The sequence below is a fragment of the Bacillus proteolyticus genome (assembly GCF_001884065.1).
GTDB classification, from domain to species: Bacteria; Bacillota; Bacilli; order Bacillales; family Bacillaceae_G; genus Bacillus_A; species Bacillus_A proteolyticus.
Window position 1 is genome coordinate 57,184 of the sequence record NZ_MACH01000167.1, and the last position, 21,303, is coordinate 78,486.

Annotated in this window: 18 protein-coding genes; 1 reads left to right on the forward strand and 17 read right to left on the reverse strand. The window is 36.9% G+C overall.

Annotation, left to right across the window (positions count from 1 at the left end; all coding sequences use genetic code 11):
* Window positions 1-27 precede the first annotated feature (27 nt).
* The 10 genes from mutM to BAQ49_RS30185 all read right to left on the reverse strand — a co-directional run bounded on the left by mutM (window position 28) and on the right by BAQ49_RS30185 (window position 11,851).
* The gene (gene mutM, locus BAQ49_RS30135; RefSeq protein ID WP_071748277.1) at window positions 28-858 is read right to left on the reverse strand and encodes a DNA-formamidopyrimidine glycosylase; all 831 of its coding nucleotides are present in this window, start codon (window positions 856-858) and stop codon (window positions 28-30) included.
* Window positions 859-870: 12 nt separating this feature from the next.
* On the reverse strand, window positions 871-3,504 hold the full coding sequence (gene polA / locus BAQ49_RS30140; protein WP_071748278.1) for a DNA polymerase I: 2,634 nt from the start codon (window positions 3,502-3,504) through the stop codon (window positions 871-873).
* 284 nt (window positions 3,505-3,788) lie between these two features.
* Window positions 3,789-5,552 (reverse strand): sensory box histidine kinase PhoR, encoded by a 1,764-nt coding sequence (phoR, locus tag BAQ49_RS30145; protein ID WP_071748279.1) that lies wholly within the window; start codon window positions 5,550-5,552, stop codon window positions 3,789-3,791.
* Window positions 5,545-6,264 (reverse strand): two-component system response regulator PhoP, encoded by a 720-nt coding sequence (gene phoP, locus BAQ49_RS30150; protein ID WP_071748280.1) that lies wholly within the window; start codon window positions 6,262-6,264, stop codon window positions 5,545-5,547. The genes phoR and phoP overlap by 8 nt, the downstream gene beginning before the upstream one ends.
* Window positions 6,265-6,421: 157 nt before the next feature.
* Window positions 6,422-6,655, reverse strand: coding sequence for a hypothetical protein (locus tag BAQ49_RS30155; RefSeq protein ID WP_071748387.1), 234 nt, complete (start codon window positions 6,653-6,655; stop codon window positions 6,422-6,424).
* Window positions 6,656-6,754: 99 nt separating this feature from the next.
* The gene (locus tag BAQ49_RS30160; protein WP_070145080.1) at window positions 6,755-7,228 is read right to left on the reverse strand and encodes a MaoC/PaaZ C-terminal domain-containing protein; all 474 of its coding nucleotides are present in this window, start codon (window positions 7,226-7,228) and stop codon (window positions 6,755-6,757) included.
* Window positions 7,229-7,444: 216 nt separating this feature from the next.
* Window positions 7,445-8,383, reverse strand: a complete 939-nt coding sequence (mdh, locus tag BAQ49_RS30165; protein WP_070145081.1) for a malate dehydrogenase — start codon at window positions 8,381-8,383, stop codon at window positions 7,445-7,447.
* Between the two features lie 19 nt (window positions 8,384-8,402).
* Complete coding sequence (gene icd / locus BAQ49_RS30170) at window positions 8,403-9,695, reverse strand: NADP-dependent isocitrate dehydrogenase (RefSeq protein WP_071748281.1); 1,293 nt, start codon at window positions 9,693-9,695, stop codon at window positions 8,403-8,405.
* 160 nt (window positions 9,696-9,855) lie between these two features.
* Entirely contained in the window at window positions 9,856-11,004 is a 1,149-nt protein-coding gene (citZ, locus tag BAQ49_RS30175) for a citrate synthase (protein WP_116733522.1), read from the reverse strand.
* Between the two features lie 385 nt (window positions 11,005-11,389).
* Window positions 11,390-11,851, reverse strand: a complete 462-nt coding sequence (locus BAQ49_RS30185; protein WP_002112200.1) for a DUF441 domain-containing protein — start codon at window positions 11,849-11,851, stop codon at window positions 11,390-11,392.
* A gap of 432 nt (window positions 11,852-12,283) precedes the next feature.
* On the opposite strand from BAQ49_RS30185, the gene ytvI reads away from it, so the two are divergent.
* On the forward strand, window positions 12,284-13,402 hold the full coding sequence (ytvI, locus tag BAQ49_RS30190) for a sporulation integral membrane protein YtvI (protein WP_071748283.1): 1,119 nt from the start codon (window positions 12,284-12,286) through the stop codon (window positions 13,400-13,402).
* 439 nt (window positions 13,403-13,841) lie between these two features.
* On the opposite strand, the gene BAQ49_RS30195 is transcribed toward ytvI, so the two are convergent.
* The 7 genes from BAQ49_RS30195 to ystJ form a co-directional block, all read right to left on the reverse strand.
* Window positions 13,842-14,231 carry an FxsA family protein gene (locus BAQ49_RS30195; protein ID WP_000871641.1) on the reverse strand — a complete coding sequence of 130 codons (390 nt, stop codon included), beginning with the start codon at window positions 14,229-14,231 and terminating at the stop codon, window positions 13,842-13,844.
* A 234-nt stretch (window positions 14,232-14,465) separates the two neighbouring features.
* Window positions 14,466-16,223, reverse strand: coding sequence for a pyruvate kinase (pyk, locus tag BAQ49_RS30200; RefSeq protein WP_071748284.1), 1,758 nt, complete (start codon window positions 16,221-16,223; stop codon window positions 14,466-14,468).
* 53 nt (window positions 16,224-16,276) lie between these two features.
* Window positions 16,277-17,236, reverse strand: a complete 960-nt coding sequence (pfkA, locus tag BAQ49_RS30205; protein WP_071748285.1) for a 6-phosphofructokinase — start codon at window positions 17,234-17,236, stop codon at window positions 16,277-16,279.
* A gap of 128 nt (window positions 17,237-17,364) precedes the next feature.
* On the reverse strand, window positions 17,365-18,339 hold the full coding sequence (gene accA, locus BAQ49_RS30210; protein ID WP_000818790.1) for an acetyl-CoA carboxylase carboxyl transferase subunit alpha: 975 nt from the start codon (window positions 18,337-18,339) through the stop codon (window positions 17,365-17,367).
* The gene (gene accD / locus BAQ49_RS30215) at window positions 18,327-19,196 is read right to left on the reverse strand and encodes an acetyl-CoA carboxylase, carboxyltransferase subunit beta (protein WP_071748286.1); all 870 of its coding nucleotides are present in this window, start codon (window positions 19,194-19,196) and stop codon (window positions 18,327-18,329) included. The genes accA and accD overlap by 13 nt, the downstream gene beginning before the upstream one ends.
* A 185-nt stretch (window positions 19,197-19,381) precedes the next feature.
* Window positions 19,382-20,026, reverse strand: coding sequence for a FadR/GntR family transcriptional regulator (locus BAQ49_RS30220; RefSeq protein ID WP_071748287.1), 645 nt, complete (start codon window positions 20,024-20,026; stop codon window positions 19,382-19,384).
* 14 nt (window positions 20,027-20,040) lie between these two features.
* Complete coding sequence (ystJ, locus tag BAQ49_RS30225) at window positions 20,041-21,249, reverse strand: NADP-dependent malic enzyme (protein ID WP_165444500.1); 1,209 nt, start codon at window positions 21,247-21,249, stop codon at window positions 20,041-20,043.
* Between the last annotated feature and the right edge of the window lie 54 nt (window positions 21,250-21,303).

A 21,303-nucleotide genomic window follows, 5' to 3' on the forward strand; every position in this document is an offset into this window, starting at 1 on the left:
AAATGCCTATCCGATGTTATCTCTTTTCTATATTCTTGGCTGACAAATTGGGCAGTAATGCGTTCCTCTTCCGCCAACAACTGTTTTTTCTAGTATCGTACCGCAAGTTACACACGGTTCTCCTTTTTTTCCGTATACATTTAGGAGTTCTTGGAACGAACCAATTTGCCCTTGCGAATTGATATACGTTCTAATTGTACTTCCGCCTCGCTTTACTGCTTCGCCTAGCGTTGTAACAATTGCTTCGTACACTCTTTCTATTTCTTCTTCTGTTAAAGACGCAGCTTCTCGTTCTGGGTGAATTTGAGAACGGAATAACACTTCATCTACATATATATTTCCAAGCCCCACTAAAAGACGCTGATCTAATAATACAACTTTTATTTTACGGTTTGTTTTTTGCAATCTTTCTTGTAAATACCGCGGTGTCAATTCAGCATCAAATGGCTCCGGGCCTAAGTCAGCAAGAGGCATTTGATTCAACTCTTCACCTTTCTTAAAGAGATGCATCGTACCAAACTTTCTCACATCTTTATAATGCAATTCAGTTCCATCTGTAAATAAGAAACGGACGTGCGTATGTTTATCAATTGGCTCATCCTCTTGATGAAGTAAAAACTTACCTTCCATACGCAAATGTGAAACAATGACATAATTCGTTACATATAAAAGCAAAAACTTTCCTCTTCGCTTTATATTTTCAATTGTCTCGCCTCTTAGCATTTCTTTAAAGATTTCTGCATCATCCGGTCGTTTTACTATTTTAGGATAAGTAATAACAACATCTTCAATCGTTTTTCCTGTTACAAGATTTTCAAGCGTCCGTCTAACATTTTCAACCTCTGGTAATTCAGGCATTTCATCACGTCCTTATTTCGCGTCGTACCAAGTTGGACCGTAAGAATAATCAACTTTCAATGGAACTGCTAGTTCAATTGCATGCTCCATTACTTCAGGTACAAGCTTCTCTAATATTTCAATTTCTTCTTTTGGTGCTTCAAATATCAATTCATCGTGTACTTGCAGAAGAAGACGTGCTTGTAATCCTTCTTCTTCTAGACGATCTGCCATAATAATCATCGCTTTTTTAATAATATCAGCCGCACTACCTTGAATTGGTGTATTCATAGCTGTACGCTCAGCAAAGCTACGTAAATTGAAATTACGACTCGTAATTTCCGGAATATAACGGCGACGATTTAATAATGTAACCACATACCCTTTTTGTTTCGCATCTTTTACGATTTCATCCATGTATTCTTGTACACCAGGGAAACTTTCTAAATACTTTTCAATAAATTCCGCTGCTGCTTTTCTTGTAATTCCTAAGTTTTGCGAAAGACCATAATCACTAATCCCATACACAATTCCGAAGTTAACTGCTTTTGCTTGTCGTCTCATGTTAGATGTTACTTCATCTTTCCCAACACCAAATACATCCATAGCTGTTTTCGTATGAATATCCATGTCATGTTGGAACGCTTCAACTAACCCAGGATCATTTGCAATATGAGCAAGCACACGAAGTTCGATTTGTGAATAATCAGCCGCGTACATGATCCATCCTTCTTCTGATGGAACGAATGCCTGACGAATCTTTCTTCCTTCTTCTAATCGAATCGGGATATTTTGTAAGTTCGGATCTGTTGAACTTAATCGACCTGTTTGCGTTAACACTTGATTGAAACGAGTATGGATTTTAGATGAATCTTCATGTACAACTTTCAATAAACCTTCAATGTAAGTTGAATTTAGCTTCCCTAATTGACGATAATGTAAAATATTAGGGATAATTTCATGATGATCCATAAGTTTATCTAATACATCCGCTGACGTAGAATAACCTGTTTTCGTCTTTTTAATAACTGGTAAGTTTAAGTTCTCAAACAGAATAACTCCAAGTTGCTTCGGTGAATTAATGTTAAATTCCGTTCCTGCAAGCTTATAAATTTCCTGTTCCATTTCCTTTAATCTACCTGCAAGTTCTTCTCCCATATTACGAAGACGCTCCGTATCAACTTTTACACCTTTTACTTCCATATCAGCTAATACACGTGCAAGTGGTAATTCTAACTCTGTAAACAGTTCATATTGCTCATTCTTTTTTAACTCTTCAATGAATGTTTGCTTTACATCATATAATACATGCACTTTACGAGCTACATGCTCCGCTACTACATCTAACTCTGGAACTGCACGCTTCGCACCTTTTCCGTAAACTTCTTCATCAGATTTCACGGCATGTGTTTCTTTCATTTTTGCTACGGCACGAAAATCTTTATCTGTATCAGCTGGATCAAGTAGATAAGCAGCAATTAATAAATCAAAATCAATTCCTTGAATATCTACACCTTTCCACTTAAGAGCAACGATAGCTCGCTTCGCATCAAATGTATGCTTTCTCATTTCTCCATTTGCAAGCCATGCTTTGAAAGCATCTGATTTAAGAGCAATGTCTGCCGAAATAAAGTAACAACCATTTTCATTTTGAATACCAAAACCTTGAATATCCGCTTTATGATAGTTATCTTCTTGCACTTCTACAATAAGCGCACTATCTTGCTGAAGCATTTCTTCTGTAACTTCTTCCACAATATCAAATGTAATATCATCTAATTCAGCTGGAGCTGTTTCTTCAGGCGTAACGCCTAACTTATTTAAAAGAGATGTAAATCCTAAATTCTCAAACATTGGAATAACATCACTTGGTTCATACCCTTTATATTCCATATCATCTACATGCACAGTAATTGGTGCATCTGTAATAATAGTCGCAAGTTCTTTACTCATAAGAGCTTGTTCTTTATTTGCTTCTAACTTTTCTTTTAATTTCTTTCCACTCACTTGATCTAAGTTTTCATATACTGCTTCAACCGTTTCAAATTGCGTTAATAATTTAATGGCTGTCTTCTCACCAACACCTGGTACACCTGGAATGTTATCTGACTGGTCTCCCATTAAACCTTTCATATCGATAATTTGCTTTGGTGATAAGCTATATTTCTCAAATAAAGCTTCTGTCGTATATTCATCTACTTCTGTAATCCCTTTGCGCGGAATACATACAAGTGTATTATCGGAAACAAGTTGAAGTAAGTCTTTATCTCCTGAAATAACTTTTACATAAGCCCCTTGCTCACTCGCTTCCTTCGCTAGCGTTCCCATAATGTCATCCGCTTCATAGTTTTCTAATTCATAGCGCGGAACATTAAATGCATCAAGCATCTCACGAATAAACGGGAATTGCTCTGATAACTCTGGTGGAGTCTTTTGACGTCCTCCCTTGTAATCACTATACGTTTTATGACGGAATGTTGTTTTCCCCGCATCAAACGCCACAAGCATATGTGTCGGTTTTTCTTCCTCTAGTATCCTCATTAACATCATTGTAAAACCATAAATTGCGTTCGTATGTATACCTTTGTCGTTATTTAAAAGCGGTAGTGCAAAGAAAGCACGATACGCGATATTATTACCATCTACTAATACGACTTTTTTTTCCAAACTACAAACCTCCCCATACATATTTGAAACGATTTTTTCCACAGAAAAAAAACCGTTCCTGTCCTCTCTCTATATTAACATGACTAATAGAGAGAAGAAAAATAACGGCTATTTTCTATCATATATACAAACGTTTACTAACATAAAAGGGAAGTGACGAGAACAGCATAACTATTCTCGTCCAAAATTACTCCTTGGATGAAGGGGTTTTCATCTATTATATTAACAGAGCTTTATTAATATTTAATTAAGCCAATGTTAATATATTGTAAATATCCTTCATCCTATTTTTCAGTAGCTGATTTTGGTAAAACAACTGTAAATGTCGTTCCTTCCCCAACCTCACTATCCACCGTAATCGTACCTTGATGTGCTTCAACTAAATGTTTCACAATTGATAAACCAAGACCCGTTCCACCCGTATTCCTACTTCTCGCTTTATCAACTCGATAAAAACGTTCAAATATACGAGGGATTTCTTCTTTACTAATACCAATTCCAGTATCCGACACCTTTATATACGCATTATATTTATCCTCTAATAATTCAACTGAAACAACGCCGCCAGCCGGCGTATATACGATTGCATTATTAATTAAATTAATAAAGATTTGTTTTAAGCGGCTCGGATCTCCAATAACGGAAACTCGTTTCAATACATTCACTTGTAAAGAGATTTCTTTTTCTCCCGCTTTATTATCGAGCACCATGTGAATGTCTTCAAGAATCCCCTTCATATCAACCGTACCCATATTTAGTCTAAACCCTTGCTGCTCGATTTTTGATAAATCTAATAAATCTTCAATTAATCCTTGCATGCGCTCACTTTCTTTTAAAATAATATGTAAGAAATGTTCGCAGAATTTTTTATTATCCATCGCTCCGTCCAAGAGTGTTTCTGAAAAACCTTTAATAGAAGTAATCGGTGTCTTTAGTTCATGAGAAACATTCGCTAAAAAGTCTTTTCTCATTTGTTCTAATTTCTTTAGCTCAGTAATGTCATGGAATACAAGGACAATCCCTTTCCATTCATGGTTCGTCCCGATAATCGGTGCTCCATATACTTCGAAATGCTTTCGCTCAATTCCAAGCGGCAATAACATTTGTTTACGCACTTTCACTTCTGTCATAAAGATTTCTTCTACGAGCTCAATAATTTCCGTATGATGAAACGACTCATAGTATAAACGGTCTAAATATTCTTCGTCTGTTACGTGGAAGGTCTCCTTATAAGAACGGTTTACAAGGTTTATATAACCACGACTATCAATTAAAATCATTCCACTTCCCATATTTTCAATTAATGTATGCAAACGATCTTGTTGCATTTCTTGCTCAAGTGTCATCTCTTGTAAATTACGTGCTAAAATATTAATTGCTTTACTTAGCATTCCTGTTTCATCCGAATGACTTTCATAAGCGCGTGCTTTATAATTTCCCTTCGCTAATTCAATAGCCACTTTCGTAACGGATTCAATCGGCCTAATATATTGCCCTGTAATTTTCATACCTAAAAATACGACAACGAGACACGCGATAACAAATCCGATAATTAATAATCCCCACGTTTTTTGGTGAACGTCCCTCAAAGTATCGATTGTACTTTTCACCAAAATATATCCTTGTTTCCCTGCTACATCCTGAACGAACACAGCATGATAAAATTCATTCTTTTGATCCGTTTCTTTCGTAATAACTTTATTTCTTTGTTTTGCCGTTTCAGAAGAAAGTTCTTTAATCATCTCTTGACTAAATGCAGATTGTTGCCCTCCGCTATATTGAACTTTATTTTTTTCATCAACAAATATAATAGAAGCTGGTATTTGTTCTTCTAACTTTTCAAATACATACGGCTTTTTTAAAACAGATTCAAACCCTTGCTCCTCTGCTAATACAGCAACATATCTTGTCTCTTTTACCATTCTCTCTTTAGCATGATCTATATAGTAATTTTCAAATACAGTTTCTAATAATACACCTAGTCCAACTAAAATAAAAACGATAAGAGAAACAAATGTAAAAAGAAGCCTGGAGCGAAATTTATTCATCCCCTTTTGGCTCCTCTAATTTATAACCTAAACCACGTATCGTTTTAATGTACGTCGGTTTTTTCGTATTTTGTTCAATTTTATCGCGCAAATGGCTAATATGGACATCAACAATTCGAGTATCACCGGCAAAATCATAATTCCATACAGCACTCAATAATTGGTCACGAGTTAATACACGACTTTTATTTTTCGCGAGATACACAAGTAGTTCAAATTCTTTTGGTGTTAATTCAAGCTTTCTTCCTTGGAAATAAGCCTCATAAAACTCCGGTAAAATTTTAAGTTCTGCAATTATGATGCTATCTTCATCTGGTGCTTCTGCAACTTGTTCTTCTTGTTGTAATTTCGTACGGCGCAAAATCGCCTTCACACGAGCAACAACTTCCCTTGGACTAAACGGCTTCGTCATATAATCATCCGCCCCAAGTTCAAGACCGAGTACCTTATCAAATTCATCATCTTTTGCTGTTAACATTAAAATCGGTGTCATGACACGTTGCAATCGTAATTCTTTACAAACTTCCATACCATCCATTTTCGGAAGCATTAAATCTAATATAATTAAATCTGGACGTTCTGTTGTCGCTTTTTGAAGCGCCATTTCTCCATCCATCGCTGTTATAACTTCAAACCCAGCTTGTTGTAAATTAAATTCAATTAAAGTTAAGATAAATTCCTCATCATCAACTACTAAAATACGATTGTTCATTCTTTTCCTCCAAGTTATAGACTTGAAACCTTCTTCATCCTAGTATTTTCCCCGTTATTCTCATCATACTAGAAAACAAGGTCCCTCTCAATATAATTGTCTATTCATGGATTCAGATTGTGCTATCTTTATTCCATAATCGCGTTCCCCTCAGTTATCAAGTGGTTACCCAGACTTTATAGATACATCTATCCTTTTTAAAGTCTTTTTCCGTATGAACTATAAATTCTCTCTCTTGTCCTAAGAAAAATGCAAGAGCATACGCTATTTTATAATCCGGTGTTTCATATCCATCAAATACTCTCCCGTACATTTCATTCGCGATTGAATCGGCCCACACCTCAGCTTCTCTTATCGTTTCAAAGATTATGTCTTCTCTTTTCCATTTCACAGTCATACTGTTCACCCCCGTTTAAACAAAAAGTAGCGCTAGCATACCCTTAATAAGAATATGACCAGCGCTACTTTTATATCATTCTAACTTTCATTTTTAAAAATTATCTAATGCTTTTTCCATAATAGAAACAGATTTAAAAGGCGGTGTTACTGTTAATGAGCCTTTCACAACAGTATCTCCTTTTTCATCATGAGCAGATACAAGCATATCAATTGTATGTTCCTCCTCTGAAACAGCCACAACTTCAAAGTGGATTTGTAACGTTTCATAATGGTGAACATGTTTCACGAACGTAAGATCCTTCCTAGTAATATGACTACCTGGACCTGGTAAATATTTCGTAACCGCCGTTGTAATCAGCCCTGTTAGCATAATGCTTGGTACAATCGGCTTTTCATACGGAGTTTGGGATGCGTAATCATGCTGAATATATAATGGATTGGCATCATTCGTTAAACCTAAGTACAATAACAAATCTTTATCCTCAATTTTTTCAGTGATAGATAATTTCTCTCCTACTGTAATTTCATCCATTCTACGACCAATTTGAACTTTTTTCTTTAACATGTTACAACCCCCTCCGATTTTTTCACCTTATTATCCTACTAAAAGCGATACCTTATCCGAAATTTACTATGATGAGGGCAATATATAGTATAAGTCTATAGTTTCATTATAGGACACACTAAATGATAGCGTTTTCATATTATTTCAAAAAAACATTTCAATAAATAGTAGAAAAAGATTCGGGGCCCCGAATCTTTTTCCGCTTATATTTAATTATTAAACAAGAACTTTCATAACGTTACGTACAGATTCTACAGAGCGATCTAACGCTTCTTTTTCATCTTCAAGAAGTTCTAATTCAATAATTTTTTCAATTCCGTTACCACCTAGAATTACTGGTACCCCTAAGTAAAGGTCACTATAACCATACTCACCTTCAAGGTATGCAATAGCAGGTAATACACGGCGTTGATCTTTCAAGATTGCTTCTGTCATTTCAACTAAAGAAGCTGCTGGCGCATAATATGCACTACCGTTTCCTAATAAGCCTACAATTTCACCGCCACCTTTACGTGTACGTTCTACGATTGCTTCTAAACGCTCTTTTGGAATTAATGTTTCTAACGGAATGCCACCTGCATAGGAATAGCGTACAAGAGGTACCATATCGTCACCATGTCCACCAAGAACAAATCCTGTAATGTCTTTTACAGAAAGATTTAATTCTTGTGAAATGAATGTACGGAAACGAGCTGTATCTAATACGCCCGATTGACCGATAACACGCTCTTTCGGGAATCCTGCTTCTTTAAATACAGAATATGTCATTGCATCAACCGGATTTGTTAATACAACAATAATCGCATTTGGTGAATGTTTTGCAATGTCGCGCGTAATACTTTTCATAATTTTAGAGTTTGTTGCTACTAAATCATCACGGCTCATACCAGGCTTACGCGCAATACCAGCTGTAATAACGACAACGTCAGAATCAGCAGTATCTGCGTAATCAGATGTACCAATAATGTTAGCATCAAAACCTTGTACTGGGCTCGCTTCTAACATATCTAACGCTTTCCCTTTTGTTGGATTTTCCAGCTGTGGAATGTCCACTAATACAACATCTGCAAGTTCTTTTTGTGCTAATAAGAATGCCGTTGTTGCTCCTGTAAATCCTGCACCGATGACTGAAACTTTCTTGCGTTTGATTGTCATAATTTACCCCCCGCTTTAATTATGCGTTTTTGATTATCGCTACATCCATGTTTTTAATAAGTTCATTAGCGAACTCAGAACATTTCACTTCTGTTGCACCTTCCATTAAGCGTGCGAAATCATATGTTACTACTTTTGAAGCAATTGTTTTCTCAACTGAATCAGTTACTAAATTCGCAGCTTTGTTCCATCCTAAGTGCTCTAATAATAGTACACCTGAAAGAAGAACTGAAGATGGGTTTACTTTATCTAAACCTGCATATTTTGGAGCTGTACCATGTGTAGCTTCAAAGATAGCATGTCCAGTCACATAGTTAATGTTTGCACCAGGTGCAATACCAATTCCACCTACTTGTGCAGCAAGTGCATCAGAGATGTAGTCTCCGTTTAAGTTCATTGTTGCAACAACATCAAACTCACGTGGACGAGTTAAAATTTGTTGTAAGAAGATATCTGCAATAGAATCTTTTACGATGATTTTCCCAGCCACTTCTGCGTCTGCCATCGCTTTATTCGCTGCATCTTTTCCATCTTTTTCAACGATACGATCATATTCAGCCCAAGTAAATACTTTGTCGCCGAATTCTTGTTCCGCTACTTCGTAACCCCAGTTTTTGAAAGCACCTTCTGTAAATTTCATAATGTTTCCTTTATGAACTAATGTAACAGAAGAGCGTTTTTCGTTAATTGCATATTGAATTGCAGCACGAACAAGACGCTTTGTCCCTTCTTCTGAGATTGGTTTAATACCAATGCCAGATGTTTCTGGGAAGCGGATTTTATTAACACCCATTGCTTCTTTTAAGAAAGCAAGAACTTTTTCTGCTTCTGGAGAACCTTGTGCATATTCAATTCCAGCATAAATGTCTTCTGTATTTTCACGGAAAATAACCATATCAGTATCTTCCGGACGTTTTACAGGTGAAGGAACACCTTCAAAGTAACGAACTGGACGTAGACATACATATAAATCTAATTCTTGACGAAGTGCTACGTTTAGAGAACGAATACCACCGCCAACTGGAGTTGTAAGTGGACCTTTAATTGCGATTAAATATTCGCGAATTAAATTTAAAGTCTCTTCAGGTAACCACTCGCCTGTTTGGTTGAATGCTTTTTCCCCTGCAAGCACTTCTTTCCAAACGATTTTCTTCTCACCATCATATGCTTTCTCAACTGCTGCTTCTAGTACGCGAGATGCTGCTGCCCAAATATCAGGACCAATTCCATCTCCTTCGATAAATGGAATAATCGGATTGTTTGGTACATTCATAACACCATTAGTTACAGTAATTTTTTCACCTGTCGTCAATGTGATAACCCCCATGTTTGAAATTTCATATGTATGAAACTGAGGGAATAACCCCTCAGTTCAAACCGTTAGTCAAATTAAAATATTCTAATCATTACATCTTCCCAAAAAAATCAGACTTTTGAAAGCGTATTTTCACTATCAAAATAGTGTTTTTCGCTTATCGTTGTGCGATTGGAACATATACTTGATGCGTAGGTCCATTATAATCAGCACGCGGACGAATTAAACGGTTGTTTTCATATTGTTCTAGAATATGAGCTAACCAGCCTGACATACGGCTAATCGCAAAGATAGGTGTAAATAAGTCATGGTCAACTCCTAAACAGTGGTATACAGAAGCTGAATAGAAATCAACATTTGGTGGAAGACCTTTTTCTTTTGTTACAATGTCTTCAATTTTGATAGACATATTATACCATTTGTCTTCTCCTAAAAGCACGCATAATCTCTTAGACATTTCGCGTAAGTGTTTCGCGCGTGGATCACCATGCTCATATACGCGATGGCCAAATCCCATAATTTTCACTTTATTTTGAAGAGCATTATGAATATATGATTCTACATTTTCTTCTTCGCCAATTTCAGTTAACATCTTCATTACATTTTCATTTGCCCCGCCGTGAAGAGGACCTTTTAATGCGCCGATTGCTGCTGTAATACCAGAATACACATCTGAAAGTGTAGCTACGCAAACACGTGCAGTAAATGTAGAAGCGTTTAACTCATGATCTGCATGAAGTACAAGCGCCTTATCAAAAGCCTCAATTTCAACTTCATTTGGCTCACGATCATTTAACATGTACAAGAAGTTTCCAGCTAACGATAGATCTTTTCTTGGCTCAACAACATCTAAACCTTTGCGAATTCTTGCATAAGCAGCAATTAAAGTTCCTACTTGAGCCTGTAATTTAACCGCTTTCAAATAATTGGACTTCTCATCCATAATTTCAGCGCTCTCATCGTATAATGATAGCATGGAAATCGCAGTTCGTAAAACAGACATCGGATGCGCGATTTTTAAATCTACTTGTTTCAAATATGTTAAAATTTCACCTGGTACTTTATAGTATTCAGATACAGTTGCACTAAATTCCGCTAGTTCTTTTTCGTTAGGAAGCTTGCGGTGCCATAATAAGTACACTACTTCTTCAAATGTAGCATTCTCAGCTAAATCATCAATATTATACCCAACATAAGTTAATGTATCATCAATAATAGAGCTCACAGATGATGTTGTTGCTACTACCCCTTCTAAACCTCGAATAACAGTCATGACATTCTCTCCTTTTCCTGAAAATTCTCCCAACCTTGCTCCTTATATCTATTTGCTCCCCTTATAAATTATGAACGCTCGTTCACTCTTTAGGCAAGCAAAATGCACGTTCATGCAAATTTGTTGCGATGTTCCCCTCTTATTGTCCATTGCTACATGGAAAGCATGAGCGTGAATGTCTCCCCGAATCCTCACGCTCAGAACAACAAGTTAGTGAGGAAAATGAATCCCGAAGAGTTTATGATAAAAACAACATAAAACAATATCATTATAAAATTGTTTTATGTTGTTTTTATTTTATCTGGTGTATAGTCTCTGCTGTTATGTAACTTTTCAAAGTTTCTAATCCTATTATAAACAATTATCTGACTTTTGTGAACAGAAAGAATTCAAAAATTTTATATTACTATAAAATTCCTTATTTAAACATTTGTATAATACTCATAACTGCATAGGCAATTCCAGCCCCAATTAATGGACCTACAGCGACTCCATTAAATAAAGCTACAGCTATAATTGTCCCAAAAACAAGTGCAGTTGTAATATGAGGATCCGTCGTTAATAATTGCACCCCACCTTTCGCCAACAAAGCAACTGCCACTCCTGAGGCTAAAGCAATCCATGCATAGTATGATTTCGCCGCTTCTCCGAGTTGTTTAAACCCTATTTCCCCCGTCGCAATTGGGACGAGCACCGCAATTGTAATAACCGTCACACCAAGGTTAATTCCTTTCGTTTGTAAATAAGGAAAGACTTTATCACCTAAAAACGTAAACTTCAATAAAAATAAAACTCCAACAGCTACGGTAAGCGATTGGTTTTTAGCAATTAATCCTATAATAAGTAGTATGAATAAAAATAACGTTGACTGACTAATCATGATTGCACTTCCTTTCTGAAAATAATGAACTTGTTTCCAAACCAAAATACCTTTAAACCTATCGTTATACATGTCATATCGATGTCTATTTGCCAATGAGAATAAGCCAACAATTTCATTTTTGTATGCATTTTTAACTTACAAAATGAGACTGTAACCAAAAAAAATCAAAGCATATATACATTTTTGAAAACGATGGTCTCTCCTTTCTTTTCTAACAAGAAACAGGTAAAATAAAAAGAAGAGAAAATGAAGTTTTTACCATATAGTAGAAGCATCATCAACAAGCTTTTACAGTCGTTCATGTACTGAAAAAGCAGGAAAAATCCATCATTCCACTATAACATAAAGCGAAACTTTAATCAGTGAATCTCACTCGTTATAAGTTGAACGAATTAGGATAATACAAATTGGAATGGGAGGTACACATCTTTGAATCGAAACTTACTATATATGATATTGCGACTCATATTTGTCATTGTAGCAACGGTAGTTGGGTTCTATGTATTACTGTACATGTCAGGACTTATCTATCCTTTTATTATTGCTTTTGCATTCGCTTATTTGATTAATCCTGTCGTCAATTTCCTTAATCAAAAACTACAATTCCCTCGTGCATTAGCAGTACTCGTTAGCTTAATTCTCGTATTCGGGGCTATCGTCGGACTTGTTACATACCTTGTAACTGAAGCAATATCCGCCACAACATACTTACTTCAAATTGTTACAGTGAAGTTCCCAGATATCGTTGCATTCGCTCAACAATTTGCGCTTAATCATATTATGCCTCTCTACGATGATTTAATCTCTAAATTTAATCATCTCGGCGAACCACAACGATATACTATTACACAAAACATTCAAAACTTAGGCACTGAAGCAACGACACAAATGAAAGAACTTTTAACCGCTATTATAAGTGGATTAACAAATTTCATTAGCGCATTACCAACAACTTTAACTGTCCTTGTATTCATTTTATTGGCAACTTTCTTCATTAGTTACGATTGGCACCATCTTGCTCATAAAGTAAGAAAACTTTTACCTAATCGTGTACACGGATACGGAAAAACTATTTTTGTCGATTTAAGAAAAGCTTTGTTTGGTTTTGTTAAAGCACAACTTACACTCGTATCTATGACAACTGTCATTGTACTAATCGGCCTTTTAATATTACGCGTGCCATACGCAATTACTATCGCGATTATTACAGGAGTTGTAGATTTACTCCCATACTTAGGAACTGGAGCCGTCTTCGTCCCTTGGGTTATATACGTATTTTTCACAGGCGACACCGCATTCGCCATCGGTCTTCTCATCTTATACATCGTCGTGATTGTCCAAAGACAAATCATGGAGCCGAAAGTACTTTCATCTAATATTGGACTTGATCCATTAGCGACACTCATCGCTTTATTTGTCGGCTTTAAGCTCTTTGGTTTTTTAGGATTAATCATCGGTCCAGTCACATTAGTACTACTTAACACATTACACAAAGCCCACGTTTTCCATGACTTATGGAAATTCATTAAAGGCTCACCATCAAAATAATATTTTCTAATTCACATACAACAAAAAACTTAACTGTAATCAGTGGGAATTTCCCACTGATTATTCATTGTACTTATTTTTATACTAACTACATTTCAAACGAGAGGATTTCCTAAAAAAGGATAATTTTCTTGTTTTTTTCATGAAAAACGCATATTTCGCGGTATTTTTACATTTTTATTCTATTTAATTTATAATTATTACTTACATTTATTACTTTTTATGTAAATGAATAAATATACAAAACAGAGCGAAATACTCCTTTAATCAGTAGTTTTTTTCTCTCATCTAACTTTTTCACACTAACAACACAAAAAAATATTACCCTGATGTAAAACTTCCAATCCGTAATCCCTGTATTCTACCTAGCATTAACTACCAGAGGTATAAATAGAAAATACAATAAAAAAATAACACTTAGATCGCTATAATCTAAGTGTTATTTCTGAACAATAATAGTAGCCTTCTTTCTCAATTTCCAATCAATCCATTTCATAACAATTGGCTTCAATAAAGCCCTCGTTACTGGGATAACAAAGATAAAACCTATTATATCCGTCACATATCCAGGAAGTACTAAAAGAATACCTCCTATAAAGACGAAAATACCATCCAGGACGGCATCACCCGGCATTTCTCCTCTATTTAACCTAAATTGAATCTCTCTAACTATTTTAAACCCTTGTCGTTTCGCCAAATACACGCCTACAATACCTGTAAATACAATCATAGCGAACGTAGACCATAAACCTATTACATGACTTGATCCAATTAAGACTGTAATTTCAATCGCCGGTATTAAAATAAGCAAGAATAGTAACCACTTCATAGCTCGCACTCCTTCATATTTCATTTCAAAGGTTTAAGTATCTTCCTTTCACCTTACCAACCCTCTTCTAAGCCCCTTACAACGCCCATATAAGCCTCATAAAAGATAAACAACTCTTCCAATGAACGTTATAACAAGCGTTTCCTGGAGTGATTTCAGGCGTTTAAAGCTATCTCTATCCTTTTTTGTGTAAAAAAAAGAGAAGGACTCCGCTCCTTCTCTCCGTATTACTTCTTATAGCACTTCCGCATGTCCATTATAAACAATTCCGCGTGCTGCATCAACTGTTACTTCTTGGCCATTTTTTAAAGTTGTTGTTACGCTGTTTACACCAACGATAACAGGAATACCGATAGATACACCTACAACAGCCGCATGGCTTGTTAAGCCACCTTCTTCAACAACTAAAGCAGCAGCTTTTTCAATTGCAGGAATCATATCTTTATCAGTGCTTGTTGTAACAAGGATATCACCTTTGTTTACGTTCGCTACAGCTTCAGCAGCTGTTTTTGCTACAACTACTTTACCTTTTGCAGCTTTACGACCAATTCCTTGTCCTTTAGCAACTTCTTCACCAACAACGTGGATCTTCATTAAGTTTGTTGTACCAGTTTCAGCAACTGGAACACCAGCAGTGATTACTACAGTATCTCCAAGTCCAATTAGACCTGCATCCATACCTGTTTGAATTGCAGTATCTAACATTTCATCAGTAGACGCTGCACGTTTTCCAGCCATAAATGCTTGTACACCCCAAACAAGTGCAAGACGACGTCCTACTTGCTCATCAGTTGTTACAGCTACGATTGGAGATTTCGGACGGTATTTAGAGATCATTTTCGCAGTATATCCACTTTCTGTTGGAGCTACGATTGCAGCTACATCAAGAGCAAGTGCTGTGTGCGCAACAGATTGACTAATTGCATCTGTAATTGTTGGAGTGAACTCTTTAATACGTTTTTTGAACATATCTTCATATTGTAATGATTTTTCAACACGCACTGCAATGTTAGCCATCATTGTTACAGCTTCTACTGGGTATTGACCCGCAGCAGTTTCACCTGAAAGCATAATTGCATCTGTACCATCGAAGATTGCGTTAGCTACGTCACTTGCTTCCGCACGAGTTGGACGTGGGTTACGTTGCATAGAATCTAACATTTGCGTTGCAGTAATAACTGGTTTGCCTAATACGTTACATTTTTTGATTAGACGTTTTTGCACTAATGGTACTTCTTCTGGTGGAATTTCTACACCCATATCACCACGAGCAACCATTAAACCGTCAGAAACTTCTAAGATTGAATCGATATTGTCGATACCTTCTTGGTTTTCGATTTTCGGTACGATTTGGATGTATTGAGCGTCATGTCCTTCTAATAATTCACGAATTTCTAATACGTCAGATGCTTTACGCACGAAAGATGCTGCGATGAAATCAACTTTTTGCTCGATACCGAAAACGATATCTTTTACGTCTTTTTCAGTGATACCAGGAAGCTTAATGCTTACGTTTGGTACGTTAACACCTTTTTTATTTTTTACAGTTCCGCTGTTTAATACTTTTGTGCGGATGTTTCCGTCAGCTTTTTCGATTACTTCTAGTTCGATAAGACCGTCATCGATTAGAATACGAGAACCTGGGTCAACATCATCATAAAGACCAGCATAAGATACAGAGAATTTCTCTGCAGTACCTAATACTTGCTCAGTAGAAAGAACTACTTCTGCACCTGTTACAAGCTCAGCTTGTCCGTCTACGAAGTCATGAGTACGGATTTCTGGACCTTTTGTATCAAGTAAGATACCAACTGTTTTACCAGTTTTCTTTGAAGCTTCACGAATGTTTTTAATACGAGCGCCGTGCTCTTCATGGCTACCATGAGAGAAGTTTAAACGAGCAACGTTCATACCCGCTTCAATTAATTGCTCTAATTTCTCAATACTTTCACTAGCAGGACCTATAGTACATACAATTTTAGTTTTACGCATATTGCACCTCCGAAAATTATGAAACCGTTCCCAAATACAAGGCATTAAGCCGATTAGATGGATAATTCTTTAGATAATTGATACATATCTTTATCGATTGTATGCTTTTGAGCTAACGCTTCGATAATGTCATGATCAACAAGTTTATTGTTTTGGATACCTACACAGCGTCCACCTCTGCCATCAATTAGCAATTCAACTGCGCGCGCGCCAAGGCGACTTGCTAATACACGGTCTTGTGCACTTGGTGATCCACCACGTTGTACGTGACCTAATACAGTTACACGAGTATCAAAGCTTGTTGCTTCTTCAATGTGCTTACCGATGTCAATTGCACTTCCAACACCTTCAGCTACAACGATAATACTGTGCTTTTTGCCACGTTCACTACCGCGTTTCAGACGAGCGATAACATCTTCCATGTCATACTCTTCTTCTGGAATTAAGATTGTTTCTGCACCATCAGCTAAACCAGCCCATAATGCGATATCTCCAGCATGACGTCCCATTACTTCGATAACATATGTACGTTCATGAGATGTAGCTGTGTCACGAATTTTATCAATTGCATCAATAACAGTATTTAAAGCTGTATCGAAACCAATTGTGAAGTCTGTTCCAGGGATATCATTGTCGATTGTACCTGGTACACCTACACATGGGAATCCTTGCTCAGTTAATTTTTTTGCGCCTTGGTAAGAACCATCTCCACCAATAACAACAAGTCCTTCAATACCATGTTTCTTTAATTGCTCGATTCCTTTTAGTCGTACTTCTGGGTCTTTAAACTCAGGACATCTTGCTGTATATAATTTTGTACCACCACGGTGGATAATATCGCCAACAGAACCAAGTTCTAATTTTTCAATATGACCAGAAATTAAACCAGCGTATCCATGGTAAATACCATATACTTCAATATCATGGAAAATCGCTTTACGAACAACTGCACGAATGGCAGCATTCATACCAGGTGAATCTCCACCACTTGTTAATACACCAATACGTTTCATTTGTACTCACCTCATAAAGATTATTTGCCTTATAATAAAATAACACGAAAAAATATAAAAACACAATGGAGAAGATGTGTCTTTTCATAATAAAAACGTGCATTCGCGAAGAGGAACGCACGCTTTTCTTATTTTATCCCAATGGAAGCGTTTGAAAACGAAACTTGCCCAATTTTCATATATTTTTCATAACGTTTTTCGATTAATTCATCTTTCGAAATTCCGTTTAATTGTTCAAAAGTTTTTCTAATCATTAAGTCTATATTTTCTGACTGTTTTAAAAGATTACGGTGAGCTCCACCTTTTGCCTCTGGAATAATTTCATCAATTACACCTAATTCTTTCAAATCTGCTGCCGTAATTTTCATTGCTTCTGCAGCTTCCTTCGCTTTCCCCGCATCTTTCCAAAGAATTGCCGCTGCACCCTCTGGTGTAATAACAGAATAAGTGGAATTTTCTAGCATATGAATGTAATCTCCTACTCCAAGACCTAGCGCACCACCGCTACCACCTTCACCGATAACGATACAAATAACAGGTACCGTTAAACCTGCCATCTCAAATAGATTGCGGGCAATTGCTTCACTTTGTCCACGTTCTTCAGCTGCTTTACCAGGATAAGCTCCCTTCGTATCGATGAAACAAATAATAGGACGATTAAACTTTTCCGCTTGTTTCATGAGACGCAGTGCTTTTCGATATCCTTCTGGATGAGGCATCCCAAAATTACGACGAATATTTTCTTTCGTATCTTTTCCGCGTTGATGCCCAATTACAGTTACAGGCATCCCCTTATATTTCGCAATGCCGCCGACAATCGCTGCATCATCACCAAATAGGCGATCTCCATGACATTCAAAAAAATCAGTAAATAAGTGCTCAATATAATCGAGCGTTGTCGGTCGTTCTGCATGACGAGCAATTTGAACACGGTCCCATACTTTCATATTGCCGTATATATCTTCCTCTAAATTTTCTAGCTTGTCTTCCAAAATACGAATCTCCTCACTGAAGTCCATCTGGCTGTTTTTCGTATAGTCTTTCAGTTCACGAATCTTATTTCTTAGCTCAACAACTGGTTTTTCAAATTCTAGCTCTGCCATACAGCCATTTCCCCTCCTTGATGAACTTCTAAAATCTTGCGAAGTGATTCTTTCATATCATCACGATGCACAACCGCATCTAATTGACCATGGTCTAGTAAAAATTCTGCCGTTTGGAAATCCTCTGGTAGCTTCTCACGCACCGTTTGTTCAATTACACGTCTACCAGCAAATCCGATAAGTGCACCTGGCTCTGCAAGATTATAATCACCAAGTGAAGCGAAACTCGCTGAAACCCCGCCCGTCGTCGGGTGAGTCATAACAGAAATAAATAGTCCTCCTGCATTACTATGCTTTTTCAAAGCTACGCTTGTTTTTGCCATTTGCATTAAACTTAATATCCCCTCTTGCATACGGGCACCACCCGAAGCAGTAAAGATAATAAATGGAACTTGTAAGTCGTATGCCTTTTCAACCGCACGGGCAATTTTTTCTCCTACAACAGAGCCCATGCTCCCCATTCGAAAACGAGAATCCATTACTGCAATAACAACAAGCATGTCATCAATTGTTCCTTCACCAGTTACAACCGCTTCATTCAACTCAGTCTTCTTACGATCGTTTTCTAGTTTCTCTTCATATCCTGGAAACTCAAGTGGATTTAATGAAACCATCTCTTTGTCATACTCACGAAATGAGCCTTCGTCCAATATACTATTAAGGCGTTCCCATGCATTCATAGGATGATGATATCCACAGTTCACACATACTTTTAAATTTTTTAGAACTTCTTTCGTATACATGATTTTTTTACATTTCGGACATTTTGTCATAACGCCATCCGGTACATCTTTCCGTACTTGTTCTGAAGGTATTGCAGCGTACTTTTTCTTTTTCACGAATAAATCTCTTAGCACAATTTGACCCCCTTCGTTGAGAGCTAAGGTTAGCGTAAGAAGAAAATGGGGCTAACACCAAAGTTTGATGTTAGCCTTATCTTCTCAATCTGTCTAATAACCTCTCTCTTTACGTTTAACTTTAACCGCTATGCGGTAGAATGTTTGTCATAACGTGTCATGGTCATTTCGACAAATTTTATACATTACGAGTGAAACTGTATATTCTCTACTAATTCATCGTAAATTTTTAGTGCATCATTTTCTTGTTGCTCTTTCAAAGCAGCATAAAGCTTTCTATATATTTCGATAGAATCTCCTGAAATTTCACAAGAAAGCGTTGCAACGTAATCATTTACGATCATCCAAATGCGATAAAGTAAATAATTATCGAATTGTTCAATAAGTGTTTTAAAGAACGTTTGATGGAGCATTGGAATTGAGCTTTCATTTTCTTCAAGCACTTGGTGTAATTTACTTAGCACTTTAGAAAACGTTTCTTTCGGCAAATTACATACAATTCGAATCATATCTTTCTCAAGCAATCGTTTTGTTTGTAATAAATCACGAATTGTTTTCTCATCTTGCAGCAAGAACGGAGCAATTAATTGTACAAGGCCGTTATCGTAAAAGTTTCGAATAAACGTCCCCTCACCACGTCTCGTTTCAATTAACCCTACAAGTTCTAAAGCACGCAATGCTTCTCTTACAGAGGAACGTCCAACGTTTAAGCGTGAACTTAACTCACGCTCAGATGGCAAACGATCCCCCGCTACTAAACCATCCTCTTCCATTATGGAACGGATTTTTTTTACAATTTCGAGATATACTTTTGTATTTGATGATGTCAATGGAAATTCCTCGCTTATTCTTTACCAATCAGCGCTAATTGTTTTGTTTTCTCAGCGACTTCATTTGGATCTACTTGACGGCGAGCTACTCCTGTCTCCATTGCTGCTTTCGCAACGTAAGCCGCTACTTGAGGCGCTACACGCGCGTCAAATGGCGCCGGAATGATATGGTCCGCATTCAACTCATCCTCTGATACAAGCTCTGCAATAGCTTGTACAGCTGCCATCTTCATTTCTTCATTAATTTGTGTCGCATGTACATCAAGTGCACCGCGGAAAATACCAGGGAACGCTAGTACATTATTTACTTGGTTCGGGAAGTCAGAACGACCTGTTCCAACAACAGCTGCGCCCGCTGCTTTTGCCAATTCTGGCATAATTTCTGGAACCGGATTCGCCATTGCAAAAATAATTGCATCGTCATTCATTGTACGAACCATCTCTTCAGTTAATGCACCTGCTGCAGATACACCAATGAATACGTCCGCACCTTGTAAAACGTCAGCTAAAGAACCTTCAATACGATTCTTATTTGTATATTTTGCAACTTCATCTTTCACCGGATTCATACCTGTAGGGCGACCTTCATAGATTGCGCCTTTACGGTCACACATAATAACGTCACGTACACCATAGCGATATAAAAGTTTAATGATTGCAATACCCGCTGCACCTGCGCCATTTGCGACAACTTTAATGTCAGACATTTTCTTTCCAACTAATTTCAGCGCGTTCACAAGGCCCGCTACTGTTACGATAGCTGTTCCGTGTTGATCATCATGGAAGATAGGAATATTTGTTTCTTTTTTCAAACGTTCTTCAATAACGAAGCAGTTTGGTGCTGCAATATCTTCTAAGTTTACACCGCCAAAAGTTGGCTCCATTAATTTTACAGTTTCAACAATTTTATCTACATCGTTTGTATTTAAGGCAATCGGGAATGCATCTACACCAGCAAAGCTCTTGAATAATACAGCTTTACCTTCCATTACTGGAAGAGATGCTTCAGGTCCAATGTTACCAAGACCAAGTACAGCCGTTCCATCTGTAACAACTGCTACCATATTTCCCTTCATTGTATATTCATATACCTTACTTTTATCGTCATAAATTTCTTTACAAGGCTCTGCAACCCCTGGAGAATATGCAAGACTTAAATCTTTTGCATTTTCTACTTTTACTTTTGATACAGTTTCTAATTTTCCTTGATGCACTTTATGCATGTGAAGTGCTTCTTCACGAAGTGTTGACAAACTATCCACTCTCCTCAAATTATT